Source organism: Nocardioides jiangxiensis, assembly GCF_030580915.1.
In the GTDB taxonomy this organism is placed as follows: Bacteria; Actinomycetota; Actinomycetes; order Propionibacteriales; family Nocardioidaceae; genus Nocardioides; species Nocardioides jiangxiensis.
The window spans coordinates 1,271,099-1,289,224 of the sequence record NZ_JAUQTA010000001.1 but is presented as its reverse complement, the minus strand read 5'-3'; the positions used below and the strand labels follow the sequence as shown (position 1 = coordinate 1,289,224).

Genomic DNA, 18,126 nt, shown 5'->3' with positions numbered 1-18,126 from the left:
GTTCCGGGAGCGATGGCGGGAATCTATACCGAATTGATAGACAATTCGACGTGATGGAGGACTCAGTCGCTCTTACCGTCCTGTAACCCGCCGTGTACGTACTGCTCACGGGCGGGGTGGAGGCTCAAGGAGTCAACACCGAGACATCGCACGAAGGGGGCACATGATGACTATCCATCAGATCCGTCGCACGACCACTGCGACCGCCGAGACCGCCGCTCCGACCGAGGCGCTGACCCGCCGTGAGCGCCTCGAGACCCGCCACTCCCGCGAGATCGTGGAGCTGCTCGAGCGCAAGAACGAGCTGCGCGGCGTCCACGCCATGGCCGACTTCCTCGACGACGCGGTGCGCTGGAGCGCCTGAGCCAGCCGGTCGCCATCGGTGACGAGCCGGGTGACCCTGCGGGTCCCCGGCTCGTCCCACGTCCGGCCGCTCGTCGTACGCCGGACGGATCTGTCATGCAGGCCGGTTTCGTGAGAGGGTGCTGCCAAGCTGCAGTGCACGGGAAGTCGGTGCGATTCCGACGTGGTCCTCGCCACTGTGACCGAGGAGTTCCCCCTCGACATGCCACTGGCCGCCAGGCTGGGAAGGCGAGACGGGAGCACTGATCCGGAAGCCAGGAGACCGGCTGCAGCAGGACAGTCCACGAGGTTTCTGGAAGGAATCACCATGACCCCCACGCAGCTCTCCGCGATCCGCGTCCCCGCCTGGGCCTGGGCCCTGCTCGCGCTCGCCGCGTTCGCCGTCCTCTTCGCCCTGCAGGCCAACGACGTCGTCCTCGGCTCCGACAAGGCGATGTGGCTCCACGAGCTCACGCACGACGCGCGTCACGCCCTCGGCGTTCCCTGCCACTGATGTCCATCGGTGACCTGCTCCGCCGCGGACTCGCGGCCGGAGCCGCTGCAGGCTGCCTTGCTGCAGTCTGGCTGCTGCTGATCACCGAGCGCTCGATCAAGGCCGCCCTCAGGATCGAGGACGCGCGCAACGCGCTCGCCCAGGCGACGATGAAGGCCCACCAGGGACACGTCCACGCCGAGGACGAGCTGGTCACGCACGACCAGCAGATCGTCTTCGCCGTGCTCGCGCTCGTCGTCGTGGGAGCCCTGCTCGGGCTGGTCTTCGCCGTCGTGTACGCCGCCGCGCGCACGCGGCTGCCCGGCTACCACGACACGACGAAGGCGCTCGCGCTCGGAGGCATCGCCTTCTTCGCGGTGACGCTCTTCCCGTTCATCGCGATCCCGGGCAACCCGCCGGCGGTCGGTGACCCCTCGACGATCAACGAGCGCACGGTGATCTACCTCGGGGCGATCTCGCTCGGCATCCTGCTGGTGCTGGCGGCATTCGCCCTCGACAAGGCGCTGGTCGGTCAGGTCCACAGCGGCCTGCGCACGGTGCTCGTCCTGGCGTTCGTCGTACTCGCGGGCACCGGGCTCCAGCTGCTGATCCCCAACACGCCGGACGCGATCCAGAGCAAGGACTTCGCGCTCCAGGGCAACCTGTCGCTGAACGCGTCGCCCGAGCTGATCTGGAACTTCCGGATGGCCTCCCTCGGTCAGTACGTCGTCCTGTGGGGCGCGCTGGCGGCGTTCTTCGGCGCGCTCATCACCCGCAAGGCCGAGCAGTCGCTGACGGCCGACCGGGAGACCGTCTCCGCGTGAGCTCCGCCTCCGCAGGTCCGACGGTCACGCTCTGCCGTGACTGCTGCTGCGGGACGGCGCGCAAGCATCCGGGTGTCGACCACGACGCCCAGGTCGAGGCACTGCGGGAGGGCCTGTCCGACTCCGGTCGGGTGGTCGTCTCGCAGTGCCTCCTCGCCTGTGAGCGCTCCAACGTCGTCGTGGTCACTCCGACGCCCGCTGCCCGCAGGGCCGGCGCGAAGCCGGTGTGGCTCTCGCGCATCCTCTTCCCGGCCGAGACCCAGGCCGTCATCGACTGGGTGAACGCCGGCGGTCCCGGCGTCGTCGAGGTGCCGACACGCCTGCTGGGCAAGGTCGCGCCACGGCCCGGCTTCTGGGAGTCCGACCCGTTCTGACCCCGTCCTCACGTGGCCCGCGACTTGGGGCACATCCCGTACACGTGCAGCATGCACCGTTTAACCTTCACTGGTGACCTCCGCTACCGAGGCGGCCGCTGACCGCAACGGCGACCGCAACGCCGAACGACGCCGGCTGCTCCTGGACGCCGGCGTGACGCTGCTCGGCGCCGAGGAGGCGGGTGCGGTCAACGTCCGCGCCGCCTGCCGGCCCACGGGCGTGACGGAGCGCTACTTCTACGACATCTTCGGCACCCGCGACGCCTATGTGCGCGCGGTCTACGACGACGTCTGTGCCCAGGCCGCCGCTGCCCTGGCCGAGGCGTCGTCGGGTGGTGGCGACTTCCGGGCGCTGGCCACCAGCTCGGTCGAGGCGTTCGTGGGCCTGATGATCGACCGCCCCGACATGGGTCGGGTCCTGCTCCTCGCCCCGTATCGTGAGCCGACCCTGGCCCAGGCAGGCCTGGGTCACATGCCCGAGTTCTTCGCGGTGGTGGCTGCCGCGATCCCCGAGTCCGTCGGCGCCGAGGCCCGGCAGCTCACCTCGATCGGCCTCGTGGGTGCCTTGACGTCCCTCTTCACGCAGTTCCTCGCGGGGTCCCTGGCGGTCACCCGCGACACCCTGGTCGCCCACTGTGTCGACCTCATCGTGGACGCGGCCGAGCGCAGCGGCGCCGCCGGGTCGGCCTGATCGGGAGGGTGCAGGTGGACGTGGGGGCGGCGAGCTCGTCGGTGAGGTCGTCGCGCGGCGCCGCGGCCTGGGTCGCGGCCGTGATCGCCGCGGAGGTGCTGCTGGTCCGGGGTGCCTGGACGCTCGGCGACGGGATCGCCTGGATCGCCGGGACCCGCGTGTCCGACCTGGACCGGCTGGGCATGGACGCCGGGCCGTTCGAGCGTCTCGGGGCGGGGGTCTGTGGCTATCCGCTGGGCTGGTTCGACCGGTTCTGGCTGAGGCATGGCGACGTGGCGCAGGCGGGCGTGGGGGCTGCGGTCGTGGTCGCCGCGATCGTGGTGTTCGTCGCCGCAGCTGCGGGCTGGCGCCGGGTGGCCGTCGCAGCCGGCGTGGCGGGCGTCGTGCTCCTCGTGGTGGTCCGGCTGGCCGGCCACCACGCCCACGACGCGTTCTGGAACGGGACTCCGCCGGGCGAGGGCGGCTGGTCGTCCTCCTGCGGCGACGACGACAGCTCCGCCTGAGCGGACCCCTATCCTGACGCGCATGCCCTGGACCACGCGCGGTGACGCCCTGCAGCCAGCGCACCGCACGCGCCTGCTCGCGTGCGGCGTGCTCGCGGAGGTCCTCGACGACCTTCCGCTGCGGGAGGTGACCGCGCCGCTGCCCTCGTGGTGGCACGAGCAGGGCAACGCCCTCTACGTCGCCGACCGCATGTCGATCCCGCAGGCGATGGTCGAGGTGCTCACCACCTACCCCTTCCGCGACGCCCTGATCGCGTGTGCGACCGGCATGGAGTTCTTCTCCAGTGTCCTGGTCGGCGGCGACGGCGCGACGATCTTCGTCGGCCCGAACACGTTCATGACCGCCGCCGACCTCTACTGCGGTGCCGGGTCTGTCCTGGTGCTCAACGCGGAGGTCGTCGCCACGGGCAAGGCGATCGTCGACGCCCGCAACGGCGGTTCGGTCGTCGCGCAGCCGGACCAGCTGTGGGCGGCGGGGGCCTACGTCGTCACCGACGACATGCACCGGCTCGAGGACCTCGAGACCGGCGCCCGTCTCAACCCCTACGGCGCCCACATCCGCCTGGGCCGCCACGTCTGGCTCGGTCGCGACGCGATCGTCAGTGGTCACGTCGAGATCGGCGAGGGCGCCGTGGTCGGCACGCGCAGCCTGGTGCGCAACCAGAAGGTGCCCGCCCACACCGCTGTCGCCGGCACCCCTGCGCGGGTGATCCGCGAGGGTGTGACGTGGCGCGGCGAGGACACGCCCTGAGCGTGGCTCGAGGCCGGGCGTGGTGCACGTCACGCACCCGGAGTGGCCTCAACCACTGTCTGTGACGCCACGTCGCGAGTAGCGTCGTCGAGCCGGTCATCGCCGACCGGTTCCCGCACGCGAAGGTTGGTCCGATGCTCGCCCACGAACGTCATGGCGCTGGTTCGCCCATCGTCCTCATCCACGGCATCGGCCACCGTCGCCAGGGCTGGGACCCGATCGTCCCGCTCCTGGTCGCCGAAGGCCACGAGGTGATCACCGTCGACCTGCCGGGTCACGGCGAGTCGCCGGCGTACGACGCCGGGGGCAAGGACGTGAAGGACTACCTGCACGAGGTCTTCGAGGAGCTCTACGCCCACCTCGGCATCGACCGCCCGCACGTCGTGGGCAACAGCCTCGGTGGCCTGATCGCGCTGCAGGGGGCCGTCAACGGCAACGCCGGCTCGGTCACCTGCCTCTCGCCGGCGGGCTTCTGGAAGGGCGGACGCGACTTCCTCTACGTGCGTGGCCTCTTCCGGACCATGATCACGGCCGCGGGGCTGCTCGCGCCGGTGGCTCCGCTGCTGATGAGGTACACGGTCGGCAAGGCGCTCGGCTTCTCGTGGCTGGTGCAGCACCCCAGCCGCATCCCCGCGGACCACGCCCTCGGCGACTTCCGCAACATGCTGAAGGCCCGCCCTGCGGTGGCGCAGCTGTTCAAGGGTGCCTACATGTTCGAGGGGCCGCTCCCGGTGCCGGCGACGATCGCCTGGTCCGAGCACGACAAGGTCCTCCTGCCCTACCAGGCCAAGGTCGCGCAGCAGCGCCTGCCCGAGGCGTTCCACACGGTCATCCCGGGCGTCGGCCACGTGCCGATGTCGGACGACCCGCAGCTGGTCGCCCGCGTCATCCTCGACAGCATCGCCCGCGCCGGGAAGGGCACCGGCGCCGCCGCCTGACCCCGACGTACGACGGAGCCCCGGACGGCGTGCCGTCCGGGGCTTCGGTGCGCCTAGGGTCGAGGGCATGACAGTCGGAACGGGATCACTCCTGGGTGGCCGCTACCGGGTCGGCGACCTGCTCGGCCAGGGAGGGATGGCCGAGGTCTACCGCGCGACCGACGAGCGGCTCGGGCGCGAGGTGGCGGTCAAGGTGCTGCGGCTCCGTGCCGACGAGGGCTCTGATCGCGCCAGGTTCGCCGCCGAGGCACGGACCCTCGCCCGGCTCGACCACCCGTCGATCGTCACCCTGCTCGATGCCGGCCTCGAGGAGGCCCAGCCGTGGCTGGCCATGGAGCTCGTGGACGGCACGCACCTCGGCAGCAGGTTCGGATCGGGGCCGCTCCCGGCCGCCGAGGTCGCCCTGGTCGGCCAGCAGGTCGCCGAGGCCCTGGCCTACGCGCACGCGACCGGGGTGGTCCACCGTGACGTGAAGCCGGGCAACATCCTGCTGGCCCCCGACCGACGCGCGCTCCTCGCGGACTTCGGCATCGCCCACGCGCTCGACAGCGCGACGCGGCACACTGCTGTGGGGCAGTCGGTGGGGTCACCCGCCTGGCTCGCGCCCGAGCAGGCGGCCGGGGAGGGCGTCTCCGGAGCCAGTGACGTCTACTCGCTGGGACTGGTGCTGCTGGAGGCGCTGACCGGCGAGCGCGCCTTCACCGGAACGCCGACGGAGCTGGTGCACGCCCGGCTGGCGGCGGCGCCGGTCGTGCCGCCGAGCCTGCCGCCGGGCTGGGCAGCCCTGCTGCGTGCGATGACGGCGCTCGCTCCCGCCGACCGCGTGCCGGCGGAGGTGGTGGCGGTGCGCCTGGCCGGATTCGACGGCGTGGACCTGCCGCCCGACCCGGACGCGACGGCCGCCTTCGTCGCCGCTCCCGACCCCGGGGAGACGCAGCTCCTGGCGGTGGCGCCGGACGGGGCCACCGGCCGGCGGTCCGTGATCGCCGCGGTGCCCCGCGGGCTGTGGGCGGTCGCTGCGGTCCTGCTCGCCCTCCTGATCGTGCTCGTCCTGTGGCTGGCCCTGCGGGGAGATCCCGAGCCCGTGGCTCCGCGGCACACGACGACTCCCATGGCGACGCCGACGACCACCCCGACCCGCGCCTCGAGCGGGCCAGGCGTCACGCCCTCCAAGCAGCCGGCGCAGCACCACGCGCCCGCCAAGAAGGGCGCCGGCAAGAAGGGCGCCGGCAAGAGCGGCGGAAAGTCGCAGGGCGGGACGAAGAAGTAGCCCGTGACGCACACGTCCCCGCGTCCGGTGCTCGCAGAGGAAGCGGTGGGCGCGGGGACGGCGGTGGTGCGTGACGCGTCAGGCTGCGTGCTTGGCCAGCGTCGTGTCGAGCGCGGCACGGAAGGCCGGGACGTCGGCGTACAGCCGGGTGACGGCGTCCGCGGTGAAGTGCAGGACCTCGAGCGGCGTCGCGGCGACGACGGTCGCCGTGCGCAGCTTGTGCTCGAGGATCGCCTTCTCGCCGACGACGTCGCCGGCGCCCAGGCGCACGGTCCGGCCGTCGGTCAGCTTGATGTCGACCTCGCCGGAGAGGATGACGTAGGCCTTGTCGGCCGGGGTCTTCGCCCAGATCAGCGACCAGCCGGCGGGAGCGCTCAGCTCGACGCCGGAGGCGGCGATCGTGAGCAGGTCGCCGCGGTCGGCATCCCGGAAGAGCTCGAAGGTGCCGAGTCGCGAGGCGATGCGGGACGCGTCGGCGTTGAGGTCGGGGGTTCCCTGCGAGCGCAGGGCACGGTTTGCAGCGTTCATGGGTTCACTCCTTTGTGAATGTGAACAGCGGATGAACTCAGTGATCACCCGTTCACTGAAACTCTCCTCCGACATGCTGTCCAGGGCAAGCAAAACGCGGTGTGACCTGCGTCTTTGCCCTGTGACCTGCCGCACGGGCTACCGGCGGTCGGGTGCCGTCAGGAGGGGCAGGAGGTGCTGCTTGGCCTGCTCGAGCGGCTCGGTGGAGCGGGCGGCACGGGCCCGCAGGAGCGCCCCCTCGTAGCTGCTGACCACGAATCCTGCGAGCGAGGCGGCGGCGTCGGGGGCGTGCCCCTCGCGGACCAGGTGCTCGGCGAGTGCCGCCGACCATGACGCGAACGTCGTGCCCGCGGCGCCGATCACGATCGCCGCATCGGCGGGGGCCAGGGCGGCGGCGCCGACGGGGCAGCCGAGCCGGAAGTCGGTCGCCGTCGCGTTGGCGATGGAGGCGTCGAGGAAGTCGGCCACGGAGCCGGCGACCGTGGCTCCCTCGGCTCCGCGGATCCCGGACTCGATGAAGCGGCCGGCGGCGAGGGTCGAGGCCTCGATCAGCTCGTGCTTGCCTCCGGGGAAGTGCTGGTACAGCGAACGGCGGGCGGTGCAGCCACGCTCGAGGAGCTCGGCGAGGCCCGTGCCTTCGACGCCCTTCTCGCGGACCAGCTCGATCGCCGCCCCGATGAGGCGCGAACGGGGACCCTGGCTCATCGGGACCTCCTCATGTGTCGCACGTTACCTAGACCTGGTGTCACAGGCATGTTGAGATCTGTAGACCATTCAGTCTACCAAGGACCTGCTGATGACTCCCGACATCGTGGCACCCTCGCGCGCGCTCCTCGCGGAGCCCCTCGTGCTTCCCAACGGCTTCGTCCTCCCCAACCGGCTCGCGAAGGCGGCGCTGAGCGAGGGCCTCGGTCGCCGCGACTTCACCGCCGGGACGCGGGTCCGGAACCTCTACCGCCGCTGGGCGGCCAGCGGAGTCGGCCTCTCCATCACGGGCAACGTCATGGTCGACCGTGCCGCTGTGGGGGAGCCCGGCAACGTCGTGGTCGAGGACCGCCGTCACCTCGACGACCTCGCCGCGTGGGCCGCTGTCGCGAAATCCGGGGGCTCGAAGGTCTGGGTGCAGATCAACCATCCCGGTCGCCAGGCTCCGCGGACCCTGGTGCCGCGTCCCGTCGCGCCGTCGGCGATCGCGCTGCCGGGTGCGGCGAAGATGTTCGCGCAGCCGCGCGCACTGACCCACGCCGAGATCGTCGACATCATCCGGCGCTTCGCGACGACGGCGTCGATCGTGACGGAGGCCGGCTTCGACGGCGTCCAGATCCACGGCGCGCACGGCTACCTGGTCAGCCAGTTCCTCTCGCCGCTCGCGAACCAGCGCACCGACGACTGGGGCGGGACGCCCGAGAAGCGCCGCCGCTTCGTCGTGGAGGTCTTCCGTGCCATCCGCGAGCAGGTCGATGCCGACGTGCCGGTGGGCATCAAGCTCAACTCCGCCGACTTCCAGAAGGGCGGCTTCTCCGAGGACGAGTCGCTCGAGGTCGTGCACGCGCTGGCTGCCGAGGGCCTCGACCTGCTCGAGGTCTCCGGGGGCACCTACACGTCGGCCGCGATGCTGGGAGTGGACGACTCCCTCAAGGAGAGCACCCGGCGTCGCGAGGCCTACTTCCTGGCGTACGCCGAGCGGGTCCGTGCCGAGCGTCCCGACCTGCCGCTGATGCTCACCGGGGGCTTCCGCACGGCTGAGGGGATGCTCGACGCGCTCGCGTCGGGCGCGATCGACCTCGTCGGCCTGGGCCGGCCGCTCGCAGTCCAGCCGGACTTCCCGGCGGATCTCCTCGCCGGCCGTGCGGATGCCAGCGTCGTGCACCCGCGCCGCAGCGGCATCCGGCTCCTCGACAACCTGACGGAGCTGACCTACTACAGCGTCCAGATGTGGCGGATGGCGGCCGGCAAGGAGCCGGCGCCGGACCGCCATGCCGCCCTCAACGTCGCCCAGTACCTGCTCAACAACGGCCTCGAGAGCCTGCGCTCTCCGCGGGCCTGAACGGAGGAGAGCTCCATGCCCCAGCTCACGCGTGTCGACGGCGTCCACGTGCTCGACCTCGGCGACTCCGAGAACCGGTTCAGTCCGGTCTGGCTCTCCGAGGCCGAAGCGGCGCTCGACACGGTCGTCGCGGATCCTGCCCCGCTCGTCGCCCTCGGCGCCGGCAAGTTCTTCTCCAACGGCCTCGACCTGGCCTGGGTGATGGAGAACGCCGACCAGCTGCCGGCGTACACGGCCCGGGTCCAGGCGCTGCTGGCGCGCGTGCTGACCCTCCCGGTGCCGACGGTCGCCGCCCTCAACGGGCACGCCTTCGGAGCCGGCGCGATGCTCGCGCTGGCCTGTGACTGGCGGGTGATGCGGGAGGACCGTGGCTTCTTCTGCCTGCCCGAGGTCGACATCCAGATCCCGTTCACGCCGGGCATGGCGGCCCTCATCCAGGGCAAGCTCACACCGCGCGCGGCCGTCGACACGATGACGACCGGACGGCGGTTCGGCGGTCTCGAGGCCCGGGAGGCCGGGATCGTCGATGCCGTCGCGGCCGAGGGCGACCTCCTCGCGGCGGCGACCGCCCTCGTCGCCCCGCTGGCCGGGAAGTCCGCCGAGACCCTGGGCCGGATCAAGGCGACGATGTTCGCCGACTCCGTGTCGGCGCTGTCGGAGGTCGACCTCTGACGACCACGCGCGACGTGGCGTCCGACGGCTCCGCGCCGGTCCTGGGTGCAGAGCTGCCGCGACCTGCTGGCCGAGCCCGGGGAGTGGATCTCGCGCGCAGCGGCTGACCCGGCCGACGAATGCGACGAGCCCCGGCGGGTCGACCGACCTGCCGGGGCTCGTCTGCGGGCTCAGTGTGTGTCGCGACGCAGGCCGAACGCCGCCAGCAGCGCGGCCAGCGTGAAGCCGATCCCGCCGAGGACGAACGCCGTCACGTAGGCGCTCTCGGTCGGCAGGGCGACGGGGCCGACCGGGGTCTGGAACACCTCGGCCGAGCCGGCCAGGATGGAGATCACCACGGCCGAGCCGATCGCACCGCCCACGGTGCGCATGATCGAGTTCACCGAGTTGGCGACGCCGGTGTCCTGAGGGGCGACGTGCTGCACCAGGAGCGCCGGCATGGCGGCGTACGCGACCGCGATGGCGGCGTTGCCCGCGACCAGGGCCACGATGAACTCGAGGCTGTGCGCGTGGAAGAGGGCCAGCGAGGCCATCGACGCGACACCCAGGAGCGCGGAGCCGAGGAGCACGCGGCGGGCGCCGTGGCGGACCACGTAGCGACCGGCGATCGGTCCGAGCGGGATCGCGAGCAGCGTGCCCGGCAGCATGTACACGACGCTCGTGCGCAGGATGCTCGCACCGAAGCCGTAGCCGGTCAGCGCCTCGGGGGCCTGCACGAAGTAGGTCGCGCCGAGGAAGACGCTGAACATCGCGAAGCCGACGAACGCCGAGGCCAGGTTGGTGGCCAGCACGTCGCGGTGGGCGAGCACCGACAGCTTGATGAGCGGGCTGCTGGTGCGGGCCTGCAGGAGGCCGAAGCCGAGGAGGACGACGGCCGAGGCCACGAAGAGGCCGATGGTGCGGCCGGTGGTCCAGCCCCACTCGTGGCCCTGCGAGACGGGGAGGAGCAGGGCCACGAGGCCTGCGCCCAGGACGACGGCGCCGACGTAGTCGACGCGGCCGCCGAGGCCGGCGCGGCGGGGGAGTGCCTTGGCCGAGAGGCCGAGCATGGCGACGGTCGCGACGACGGTCAGCCAGAAGATGCGGTGGTAGTCGCCGTCGTTCTGCGTGAGGACGCCGGTGGCGACGAGGGCGAAGCCGGAGCCGAAGCCGAGCGCCGACGCGGCGATGGACATGCCGTGGGCGACCTTCGCCGCCGGCAGCTCGTGGCGGAGGACGGAGATCGCCAGCGGGAAGAGGCCGAAGCTCGCGCCCTGGAGCGCGCGGCCCGCGATGAGCACGCCGATCGAGTCGCCGAGGCTGGCGACCAGCGAGCCGACGAGCGTGAGGGCGAGGGCAACCAGGATGACGCGGCGGTTGCCGAAGACGTCGCCGAGCCGGCCGAAGAGCGGGGTGACGGCGGAGGCGGTGAGCATGGTCGCGGTGGCGACCCAGCCGACGGTCGTCGCAGAGGTGTGCAGCTGCTGGCCGATGAGGGGCAGCGCCGGGATGACGACGGTCTGGATCAGCGAGAGCAGGAAGACGTTCGCCGCCATGGCGGGGAGGACGAGCCGTGAGTACGTCGCGGGGCCGGTCGGGGCCGAGGGCGCCTCGACGGCGGTGTCGAGGTGAGTGGTCATGGATCGAGGGTGACACAGAATTGACACTGTGTCGAAAAGTAGTGACGTGACGTCAAGCACCCTTGACATCGCGTCGTCCCTCGTACACTGGTGGGCATGACGACCGAGACGACCACGCCCGTGCGTCGTCGTGGTGGGCCCACGAAGGGCGACCAGCGCGAGGCGCAGATCCTCGAGGCGGCGCGCGGCCTGCTGAGCGACCGGAGCGTCAACGACCTCACGGTCGACGCCATCGCCAAGGCGGCGGGCGTGTCCCGCACGGCGTTCTACTTCTACTTCCCGACCAAGCACGCCGTCGTCGCAGCGATGCTCGACGGGCTGTGGGAGGAGTTCGGGACGACCCATGCCTGGCTCGCCTCGACCGGCCCCGCCCCTGCCGACCTGCGCGAGCACCACCGCCAGACCGCGGCCGTGTGGCAGGAGCACCGCGAGATCCTCACCTGCACGATGGGGCCGGTGGGCTACGAGCCACTGGTGGAGTGGGTGGAGAAGGCACGCGCCCGCTACGACCAGGCGCTGGCTGCGAAGATCCGGCGCGACCGCGCAGCGGGCCTGGCGACCGACGGCATCGATGCCGACGCGCTCGCGGACATGGTCTCCGACCTGCGCACCGCGAGGTTCCGCGTGATGGCACGGCTCACGGGGGCGGAGCTCGAGAAGGGGCTCGACGAGCTGACCGAGGTCGTCCTGCGGATGGTCTACGGCTCGGCCCCACAGGCCTGAGCCGGCCCGAAATGCAGGACGCCGCCCCGGAGGGCGGCGTCCCGACTGGCGGATCTGGGGGGATTCGAACCCCCGAGGGCTATTAACCCAACACGGATTCCAGCCGTGCGCCATAGGCCACTAGGCGACAGATCCGTGGAGGAGGTTACCGGTCGCCGTGCGTCCGGAGGAAATCGCGCTCCCGGCGACCCGCCATTTGGGCGCGCGCAGCAGGCCCTCTAGACTTCGGGGCAACCCCCCGTGCGGCGGCATCTCGCTGAATCCCCCAGGGCCGGAAGGCAGCAAGGGCAGGTGAGCTCTGTCGGGTGCACGGGGGGCCTTTGTATGTTCTGGCCATGACGTTCACCCAGCTCGCGGTGATCGGTGCCGTGGCCCTCGCCGGACCGCTCCTCGCGCTGCGCCGGTCGTGGCACCTCCCGGTCGTCCTCGGCGAGCTGCTCGCCGGCATCGCGATCGGTCGGACCGGGCTGGCCTACGTCGACGCGTCGGACCCGACGTTCACGTTCCTGGCTGACATCGGCTTCGCGCTGGTGATGTTCGTGGCCGGCACGCACGTCCCCGTACGCGACCCCGCGCTCCGGCCGGCCCTGCGGTCCGGTGTCGTCCGGGCGGTGCTCGTCGGCGTCGCTGCAGCAGCCCTCGGCTGGGGTGCGGCCGCGGTCTCGGGGGTCGACCACGCCGCGCTGTACGCCGTGCTCATGGCGTCGTCGTCCGCCGCGCTGATCCTGCCCGTCGTGGACTCGCTCGGCCTCGGCGGCCCGGCGGTCATCGGCCTGCTCCCGCAGGTCGCCGTCGCGGACGCGGCCTGCATCGTCGCGCTCCCGCTCGTGATCGACCCCGTGCACGCCGGGCATGCGGCGCTGGGGGCGGCGACGGTCGTGGGAGCCGCCGCCGCCCTGTTCGTGGTGCTCCGCTGGCTGGAGCGCCGCGGACTCCGCGATGCCGTCCACGACGTCTCCGAGGAGCGGCTCTTCGCCCTCGAGCTGCGCATCCAGCTGGCCCTGCTCTGCGCGCTCGCCGCGCTCGCGGTCCGGATGCACGTCTCGATCATGCTGGCCGGTTTCGCGTTCGGTCTGGGGGTCGCGGCGGTGGGCGAGCCCCGTCGGCTCGCCAAGCAGCTCTTCGCGCTCACCGAGGGTTTCTTCGGTCCGCTCTTCTTCGTGTGGCTCGGCGCGACCCTCGACCTGCGGGCCTTCGGTGCCCACCCGGACATGGTCGTGCTCGGACTGGTGCTGGGCCTCGGCGCGGCGGCCACCCACCTGGTGGCCAGGGCCCTCGGCCAGCCGCTGGCCCTCAGCCTGCTGGCGGCGGCACAGCTCGGCGTACCCGTGGCGGCGGCGACGGTCGGCACCCAGCTCGGGGTGCTCCGTCCCGGCGAGTCGGCCGCGCTGATGCTCGGCGCTCTCGTCACGATCGGCATCGCGGTGGCCGGTGGTGCACTCGCCGTCCGGGCCGGGATGGTCGCGACCCCGCCGCGAGAGTCCCGGGAAGCGCCGGTCGCATGAGGAGCGCTCGCGCCCTCACCGCGGCGTACGACGCGTGGCTGGCTGACCGGATCGACGTCGTCGCGGATGCCGTCGCGACCAAGCACGAGCAGCTCGCCGCGGACCCGCTGCGGTTCCTGCGCGGCACCTATTACCTGTGGCTGGTGCGGCTGGCGGAGCGCGTGCCCTGGGTGCTCGCGACCGTGCAGGTACCGGTCGTGGGTGACCTGCACGTCGAGAACTTCGGGACCTGGCGCGACGCTGCGGGCACCACCCGTTGGGGTGTCAACGACCTCGACGAGCTGGCCCGTGGCGCCTGGCTCATCGACCTGCTCCGGCTGGCGGTCTCGGCCCAGGTCGCGCCGCACGTGAAGGTCGCCGACGACGACGTCTGCCGGCTGCTCCTCGAGGCCTATGTCGCGGCGCGGCCCGCCGCGGGCATCGCCGTCGACGGCAAGGACGCGAAGCACCTGCGCGCCCTCCTGCCGGAGCCGGCGGACGTCGACCGCTTCTACGCGAAGCTGCGCGCGGGCGATCGTGCCTCGGTGCCGGCGACGGTCGCGGCAGCCGCTGCGGCGACCGTGCCGGCGGGCTGGCAGCCGACGTGGCACGTCCACGAGGCCGGGACCGGCTCGCTGGGCCATCGGCGGGTCGTGGGGGTGGGGCGCGACGCGTCCGATGCCTGGCACGCGCGGGAGGCCAAGGAGACCGGACCGGGCACGGCCGCGTGGGCGGCCACGCAGGCCGACGGCGTGCCGGTGCCGGTGCGCTCCCTGTTCGCGCAGGTGACCCGGGCACTCGACTACTCGCCCGACGCGGTCCGGGTCGATGGATGGCAGGTGCGCGACCTGGCTCCCGACCTCGCGCGGATCGCCCTGTCGGGGCTCGGTCGCAAGGACGGTGCGCGCCTGCTCGGCTCGATGGCGGCAGCCACCGTGGACATCCACGGCGTCGACCGGGGCGGGCAGGACGAGGCACGTGCGCAGGCGAGGGAGCTCGACCCCGGGCGGTTCGCCGACGCCGTGGCGACGATGAAGCAGGCCGTTCTCGACGACCACCGGGCCTACGCGACCTAGGCTCGGCGTGTGCCGTTCCGCCCCGCTCTCCCCGCCGTCCTGGTGACCGTCGCCGCGCTGCTGGCCGGGTGCGGGGGAGGGACGCCCACGCCGGGTGCCGCGGGTGCGCCTGACCGGCCTTCGCAGGCAGTGGAGCCCGCGCGGCCGTCCGCCTCGACGCCCGGTGGGCCGGACATCTCGGTGCCGGCGAACCTCGACGACGTCATCGCCTCGGTCAACGCCCGTTCCCGCACCGCCGTTCCCGACGGCCCGGACCGCCGGGTCGTCGGTGCAGACGCCAGCTGGCCCCAGTGCCCGAAGGGCATGGGCATCCCGCAGAAGCGGTCGAAGGGCTCGCCGATGCCCACCGACGACGCGGAGTTCGTCGTGCTCGGGCTGACCAACGGGCCGAGCTTCACGCCGAACCCGTGCCTGGCCGACCAGGTCGGCTGGGCCCGCTCGCATGGCCTGCTCGCTTCGGCGTACGCCGTGGTGTCATGGCCCTCGGCCAGCACGCTCGCGCAGGTGAGGGACGACGGTCCCTTCGACGGGCGGACCCGCCTCGGCGCCCTGCACAACGCGGGCTATGCGGCCGCGGCGTACTCCGTGAGGGTGATGCGGGCGGCCGGACTGGACAGCCCTGCCGTCTGGGTGGACGTCGAGCCGGTGCCGGACTTCGACTGGAGCAGCAGCACGGCGGACAACGCCGCCGTGGTCGAGGGCACCGTCCGCGGCTACCGCGACGCGGGACTCGCAGTGGGCTACTACTCGGTCCGCTCGCTGTGGACCCGCGTCCTCGGCGCTCACACGACCGGGGGCGCCCCCGAGTGGCGTGCGGCCGGCGAGACCTCGATGGCCACCGCCCTCGCCCGGTGTGCCCCCTCCTGGTCGTACGCCGGAGGTCCCGGTGTCCTCGCCCAGTGGGTCGAGGACGGGCGTGACCGCAACGTCACGTGCCCGGGGCAGGGCGGCCACCTCGGCCGCTGGTTCACGCGGCTGGAACCGTGACCGGCGGGCGACCTGTCATGGTGCGTGTCAGTGCCGGCAACTAGGGTTCGGGACGTGGAAGCACCTCTCGCGCTCTACCGGCGCTACCGGCCCGAGACGTTCGCCGAGGTCATCGGCCAGGACCACGTCACCGAGCCGCTGCGTGCTGCCCTCGCCAACAACCGCGTCAACCACGCCTACCTCTTCTCGGGCCCGCGTGGCTGCGGCAAGACGACGTCGGCGCGCATCCTCGCCCGGGCGCTCAACTGCGAGAAGGCCCCGATCTCCGACCCGTGCGGTGAGTGCGAGTCGTGCCGTGACCTCGCACGCGGTGGGCCGGGCTCGATCGACGTCATCGAGATCGACGCTGCCTCGCACGGTGGCGTCGACGACGCCCGCGACCTGCGCGAGAAGGCGTTCTTCGCCCCGGTGAAGAGCCGCTACAAGATCTACATCATCGACGAGGCCCACATGGTCACGACGCAGGGCTTCAACGCCCTGCTCAAGCTCGTCGAGGAGCCCCCGCCGCACCTGCGCTTCGTCTTCGCGACGACCGAGCCGGAGAAGGTCCTCCCGACCATCCGCTCGCGCACGCACCACTACCCCTTCCGGCTGATCCCGCCCAGGCTGCTCAGCGGCTACCTCGGCCAGCTCTGTGAGGCCGAAGGGGTGGCGATCGAGCCCGCGGCGCTGCCGCTCGTGGTGCGCGCGGGTGGTGGCTCGGCGCGCGACACCCTGTCCGTCCTCGACCAGCTCCTCGGAGGAGCCGGGCCCGCGGGCGTGACCTACGACCTCGCAGCCGGCCTGCTCGGCTACACGCCGGACTCGCTGCTGGACGAGGTCGTCGACGCCTTCGCGGCCCGCGACGGCTCGGGGGTCTTCGGCGTCGTCGACAAGGTCATCGAGACCGGTCAGGACCCGCGCCGGTTCACCGAGGACCTGCTGCGCCGGCTGCGTGACCTGGTGATCGTGGCGGCCGTGCCCGATGCCCCCGCGACCGGCCTGATCGACGTCGCGGAGGACGCGGGGGAGCGCCTCGTGGCGCAGGCCCAGCGGTTCGGCGCGATCGAGCTCTCGCGTGCCGCGGACCTGGTCGCCAAGGGCCTCACCGAGATGCGGGGGGCCACGGCTCCGCGCCTCCTCCTCGAGCTGATCTGCGCCCGCGTCCTGCTGCCCGGTGCCGACGACACCTCCGACGGCGTCCTCGCCCGCCTCGACCGGCTCGAGCGCCGTGCGTCGATGACGGGTGTGGCGTCGCCGGCAGCGGTCCCCTCGTCGGTCCCCGCATCGGGTGCCGCGGACGCGCCGTCGGGCGCGACGCGTGCCGCCGTCGCCGAGGCCGGTCATGCGGTCGCCGATGCCGGCGCTGCCGTCGCCCAGCGCGGCGTCGGCGCAGCCCAGTCGGGCCTCGCCGCCGCGCGGGCCGCTGCCCGGTCGGTCGCCGGGTCCGTGCCGGGTTCCGCGCGCCCGCAGGCCCAGGCGCCTGCGCCGGTCCCTGCTGCTCCGGCTGCGCCTGCCCCGGCTGCGCCTGCCCCGGCTGCCGTCACACCGAGTGCCCCCGCCGCCCCCGCCGTGGAAGGGCACGGGTGGGATGCCGTGCGTCCCGGCTCCGGCGGCGCACGCCCTGCCGAGCAGGCCACACCCCCGGCAGTCCCGGCAGTCCCGGCAGTCCCGGTGGCCCCGGCGGCTCCGGCGGCTCCGGCGGCTCCGCCTGTCGCGGTCGCCGCGCCGCAGCCCTCGGCGCCTGCCGCCCCGTCGTCGGCCGCAGCTCCGCCGGCGGCCGCTGCCCCGGCGGCCGCTGCCCCGGCGGCCGCTGCCCCGCCCGCGTCGTCCGGCACCCGCTTCGGCCTCCCGGACGTGCGCCGCCTCTGGCCCGACATGGTCGACCAGATCAAGGGCATGCGCCGGCTCACGTGGATGCTGCTCACCAACAACGCGCAGGTGGTCTCCGTCGACGACACGACGCTCACGCTGGGCTTCGACAGTGCGGGCGCGCGCGACAGCTTCGCCCGCGGCGACCACGCCGACCTGGTCAGCAAGGCCGGCGTCAAGGTCGTCGGTCACGCCTGGCGGGTCGAGGCGATCGTGTCGCAGGGTGGTCCGACGGCCTCCGTGAGTGCGGCGCCCGTCCAGGGCGTCCCCGAGCCGCCGATGGGCGACGAGCCCGACGACGACGCCGGCGAGGACCGCCGTGCCCTTTCCGCAGAGCAGGCCGCGGGGTCCGTGGCGGCGGGCGAGCGTCCGACGGCCCACGTCGCGCGTGAGGCGCTGCGGCAGGCAGCCACCGAGCCCGGGCAGCAGCCGCAGCGACCCGACCCGTTCGCCGCCGACGCCGAGGCACACCCCGACGACCCGGACGTCGAGTCCGTCGGGCTCAGCGGCGCCGAGCTGCTCCAGCGCGAGCTGGGCGCCACCATCATCGACGAGATCCGCCACGACGGCTGAGGGAGAACACAGACATGACGCAGAACCCGTTCGGGGGCGAGGGCGGCTTCGACATGGCCGCCCTGCTCCAGCAGGCACAGCAGATGAAGGACGACCTCGCGGTCGCCCAGGAGGCGCTGGCCAACACCCGGTTCGAGGGCACGGTTGCAGGAGGTGCCGTGACGGCGACCGTCAACGGCCACGGCGAGCTGCTCGGCGTCCAGGTCAAGGCGGGTGAGTTCGACGGCTCCAACCCCGACGAGCTGGCCGACCTCGGCGACATGATCGTCGCGGCGTACCGCGATGCGAAGGCGAAGGCCGACGCCACGTCCGAGGAGTCGATCGGCATGATCACCGGCGGCCTGAGCCGCGGCATCCCGGGCATGGCCTGAGGACACACC

Annotated in this window: 20 protein-coding genes, 1 tRNA gene, 1 other RNA gene and 1 riboswitch; of the genes, 18 read left to right on the top strand and 4 right to left on the bottom strand. The window is 72.7% G+C overall.

Features of this window, described 5'->3' with window-relative positions:
* Positions 1-166: 166 nt before the first annotated feature.
* The 9 genes from Q5722_RS06345 (at position 167) to Q5722_RS06305 (ending at position 6,186) form a co-directional block, all read left to right on the top strand.
* Entirely contained in the window at positions 167-364 is a 198-nt protein-coding gene (locus tag Q5722_RS06345; protein WP_305027363.1) for a hypothetical protein, read from the top strand.
* 115 nt (positions 365-479) lie between these two features.
* Positions 480-648: riboswitch (cobalamin riboswitch) on the top strand.
* A 22-nt stretch (positions 649-670) separates the two neighbouring features.
* Entirely contained in the window at positions 671-856 is a 186-nt protein-coding gene (locus Q5722_RS06340) for a CbtB domain-containing protein (RefSeq protein WP_305027362.1), read from the top strand.
* On the top strand, positions 856-1,659 hold the full coding sequence (locus Q5722_RS06335) for a CbtA family protein (protein WP_305027361.1): 804 nt from the start codon (positions 856-858) through the stop codon (positions 1,657-1,659). Before Q5722_RS06340 ends, Q5722_RS06335 begins: the two co-directional genes overlap by 1 nt.
* Positions 1,656-2,033, top strand: coding sequence for a (2Fe-2S) ferredoxin domain-containing protein (locus Q5722_RS06330; RefSeq protein ID WP_305027360.1), 378 nt, complete (start codon positions 1,656-1,658; stop codon positions 2,031-2,033). Before Q5722_RS06335 ends, Q5722_RS06330 begins: the two co-directional genes overlap by 4 nt.
* 73 nt (positions 2,034-2,106) lie before the next feature.
* Positions 2,107-2,724, top strand: coding sequence for a TetR/AcrR family transcriptional regulator (locus Q5722_RS06325; protein WP_305027358.1), 618 nt, complete (start codon positions 2,107-2,109; stop codon positions 2,722-2,724).
* Positions 2,725-2,765: 41 nt separating this feature from the next.
* Positions 2,766-3,227, top strand: a complete 462-nt coding sequence (locus Q5722_RS06320) for a hypothetical protein (protein ID WP_305027357.1) — start codon at positions 2,766-2,768, stop codon at positions 3,225-3,227.
* 22 nt (positions 3,228-3,249) lie between these two features.
* Positions 3,250-3,978, top strand: coding sequence for an acyltransferase (locus tag Q5722_RS06315; protein WP_305027356.1), 729 nt, complete (start codon positions 3,250-3,252; stop codon positions 3,976-3,978).
* Positions 3,979-4,112: 134 nt separating this feature from the next.
* Entirely contained in the window at positions 4,113-4,916 is an 804-nt protein-coding gene (locus Q5722_RS06310) for an alpha/beta fold hydrolase (protein WP_305027355.1), read from the top strand.
* Positions 4,917-4,983: 67 nt separating this feature from the next.
* Entirely contained in the window at positions 4,984-6,186 is a 1,203-nt protein-coding gene (locus Q5722_RS06305) for a serine/threonine-protein kinase (RefSeq protein ID WP_305027354.1), read from the top strand.
* Positions 6,187-6,264: 78 nt separating this feature from the next.
* On the opposite strand, the gene Q5722_RS06300 is transcribed toward Q5722_RS06305, so the two are convergent.
* Positions 6,265-6,714 (bottom strand): cyclic nucleotide-binding domain-containing protein, encoded by a 450-nt coding sequence (locus Q5722_RS06300; protein ID WP_305027353.1) that lies wholly within the window; start codon positions 6,712-6,714, stop codon positions 6,265-6,267.
* Positions 6,715-6,852: 138 nt separating this feature from the next.
* Complete coding sequence (locus Q5722_RS06295) at positions 6,853-7,419, bottom strand: TetR/AcrR family transcriptional regulator (protein ID WP_305027352.1); 567 nt, start codon at positions 7,417-7,419, stop codon at positions 6,853-6,855.
* A 91-nt stretch (positions 7,420-7,510) separates the two neighbouring features.
* Between Q5722_RS06295 and Q5722_RS06290 the strand changes: the two genes are divergently transcribed.
* Both Q5722_RS06290 and Q5722_RS06285 read left to right on the top strand, forming a co-directional pair.
* The gene (locus Q5722_RS06290; protein ID WP_305027351.1) at positions 7,511-8,761 is read left to right on the top strand and encodes an NADH:flavin oxidoreductase/NADH oxidase family protein; all 1,251 of its coding nucleotides are present in this window, start codon (positions 7,511-7,513) and stop codon (positions 8,759-8,761) included.
* 15 nt (positions 8,762-8,776) lie between these two features.
* A complete protein-coding gene (locus tag Q5722_RS06285) occupies positions 8,777-9,433 on the top strand; it encodes an enoyl-CoA hydratase-related protein (protein ID WP_305027350.1) in 657 nt (218 codons plus the stop codon).
* Positions 9,434-9,603: 170 nt separating this feature from the next.
* On the opposite strand, the gene Q5722_RS06280 is transcribed toward Q5722_RS06285, so the two are convergent.
* A complete protein-coding gene (locus tag Q5722_RS06280) occupies positions 9,604-11,052 on the bottom strand; it encodes an MFS transporter (protein ID WP_305027349.1) in 1,449 nt (482 codons plus the stop codon).
* Positions 11,053-11,148: 96 nt separating this feature from the next.
* On the opposite strand from Q5722_RS06280, the gene Q5722_RS06275 reads away from it, so the two are divergent.
* Positions 11,149-11,775, top strand: a complete 627-nt coding sequence (locus Q5722_RS06275; RefSeq protein ID WP_305027348.1) for a TetR/AcrR family transcriptional regulator — start codon at positions 11,149-11,151, stop codon at positions 11,773-11,775.
* Positions 11,776-11,821: 46 nt separating this feature from the next.
* Here the strand turns inward: Q5722_RS06275 and Q5722_RS06270 are convergent.
* A tRNA-Ser gene (locus Q5722_RS06270) sits at positions 11,822-11,910 on the bottom strand.
* A gap of 97 nt (positions 11,911-12,007) precedes the next feature.
* Between Q5722_RS06270 and ffs the strand changes: the two genes are divergently transcribed.
* The 6 genes from ffs to Q5722_RS06240 all read left to right on the top strand — a co-directional run bounded on the left by ffs (position 12,008) and on the right by Q5722_RS06240 (position 18,117).
* Positions 12,008-12,097: signal recognition particle sRNA small type (gene ffs / locus Q5722_RS06265), an RNA gene on the top strand.
* A gap of 13 nt (positions 12,098-12,110) precedes the next feature.
* On the top strand, positions 12,111-13,280 hold the full coding sequence (locus tag Q5722_RS06260; protein WP_305027347.1) for a cation:proton antiporter: 1,170 nt from the start codon (positions 12,111-12,113) through the stop codon (positions 13,278-13,280).
* The gene (locus Q5722_RS06255) at positions 13,277-14,335 is read left to right on the top strand and encodes a DUF2252 family protein (protein ID WP_305027346.1); all 1,059 of its coding nucleotides are present in this window, start codon (positions 13,277-13,279) and stop codon (positions 14,333-14,335) included. Before Q5722_RS06260 ends, Q5722_RS06255 begins: the two co-directional genes overlap by 4 nt.
* Positions 14,336-14,344: 9 nt before the next feature.
* The gene (locus tag Q5722_RS06250) at positions 14,345-15,322 is read left to right on the top strand and encodes a glycoside hydrolase family 25 domain-containing protein (protein WP_305027345.1); all 978 of its coding nucleotides are present in this window, start codon (positions 14,345-14,347) and stop codon (positions 15,320-15,322) included.
* 54 nt (positions 15,323-15,376) lie between these two features.
* A complete protein-coding gene (locus Q5722_RS06245) occupies positions 15,377-17,746 on the top strand; it encodes a DNA polymerase III subunit gamma and tau (RefSeq protein ID WP_369415013.1) in 2,370 nt (789 codons plus the stop codon).
* 14 nt (positions 17,747-17,760) lie between these two features.
* Positions 17,761-18,117, top strand: coding sequence for a YbaB/EbfC family nucleoid-associated protein (locus Q5722_RS06240; protein WP_305027344.1), 357 nt, complete (start codon positions 17,761-17,763; stop codon positions 18,115-18,117).
* The last annotated feature ends 9 nt before the right edge of the window (positions 18,118-18,126 follow it).

Bases quoted from the DNA above. Each gene is read 5' to 3' on its own strand.
- Q5722_RS06345 (WP_305027363.1), top strand. From the start codon at position 167: ATGACTATCCATCAGATCCGTCGCACGACCACTGCGACCGCCGAGACC.
- Q5722_RS06340 (WP_305027362.1), top strand. From the start codon at position 671: ATGACCCCCACGCAGCTCTCCGCGATCCGCGTCCCCGCCTGGGCCTGG.
- Q5722_RS06335 (WP_305027361.1), top strand. From the start codon at position 856: ATGTCCATCGGTGACCTGCTCCGCCGCGGACTCGCGGCCGGAGCCGCT.
- Q5722_RS06315 (WP_305027356.1), top strand. From the start codon at position 3,250: ATGCCCTGGACCACGCGCGGTGACGCCCTGCAGCCAGCGCACCGCACG.
- Q5722_RS06310 (WP_305027355.1), top strand. From the start codon at position 4,113: ATGCTCGCCCACGAACGTCATGGCGCTGGTTCGCCCATCGTCCTCATC.
- Q5722_RS06305 (WP_305027354.1), top strand. From the start codon at position 4,984: ATGACAGTCGGAACGGGATCACTCCTGGGTGGCCGCTACCGGGTCGGC.
- Q5722_RS06300 (WP_305027353.1), bottom strand. From the start codon at position 6,714: ATGAACGCTGCAAACCGTGCCCTGCGCTCGCAGGGAACCCCCGACCTC.
- Q5722_RS06295 (WP_305027352.1), bottom strand. From the start codon at position 7,419: ATGAGCCAGGGTCCCCGTTCGCGCCTCATCGGGGCGGCGATCGAGCTG.
- Q5722_RS06290 (WP_305027351.1), top strand. From the start codon at position 7,511: ATGACTCCCGACATCGTGGCACCCTCGCGCGCGCTCCTCGCGGAGCCC.
- Q5722_RS06285 (WP_305027350.1), top strand. From the start codon at position 8,777: ATGCCCCAGCTCACGCGTGTCGACGGCGTCCACGTGCTCGACCTCGGC.
- Q5722_RS06280 (WP_305027349.1), bottom strand. From the start codon at position 11,052: ATGACCACTCACCTCGACACCGCCGTCGAGGCGCCCTCGGCCCCGACC.
- Q5722_RS06275 (WP_305027348.1), top strand. From the start codon at position 11,149: ATGACGACCGAGACGACCACGCCCGTGCGTCGTCGTGGTGGGCCCACG.
- Q5722_RS06260 (WP_305027347.1), top strand. From the start codon at position 12,111: ATGACGTTCACCCAGCTCGCGGTGATCGGTGCCGTGGCCCTCGCCGGA.
- Q5722_RS06255 (WP_305027346.1), top strand. From the start codon at position 13,277: ATGAGGAGCGCTCGCGCCCTCACCGCGGCGTACGACGCGTGGCTGGCT.
- Q5722_RS06240 (WP_305027344.1), top strand. From the start codon at position 17,761: ATGACGCAGAACCCGTTCGGGGGCGAGGGCGGCTTCGACATGGCCGCC.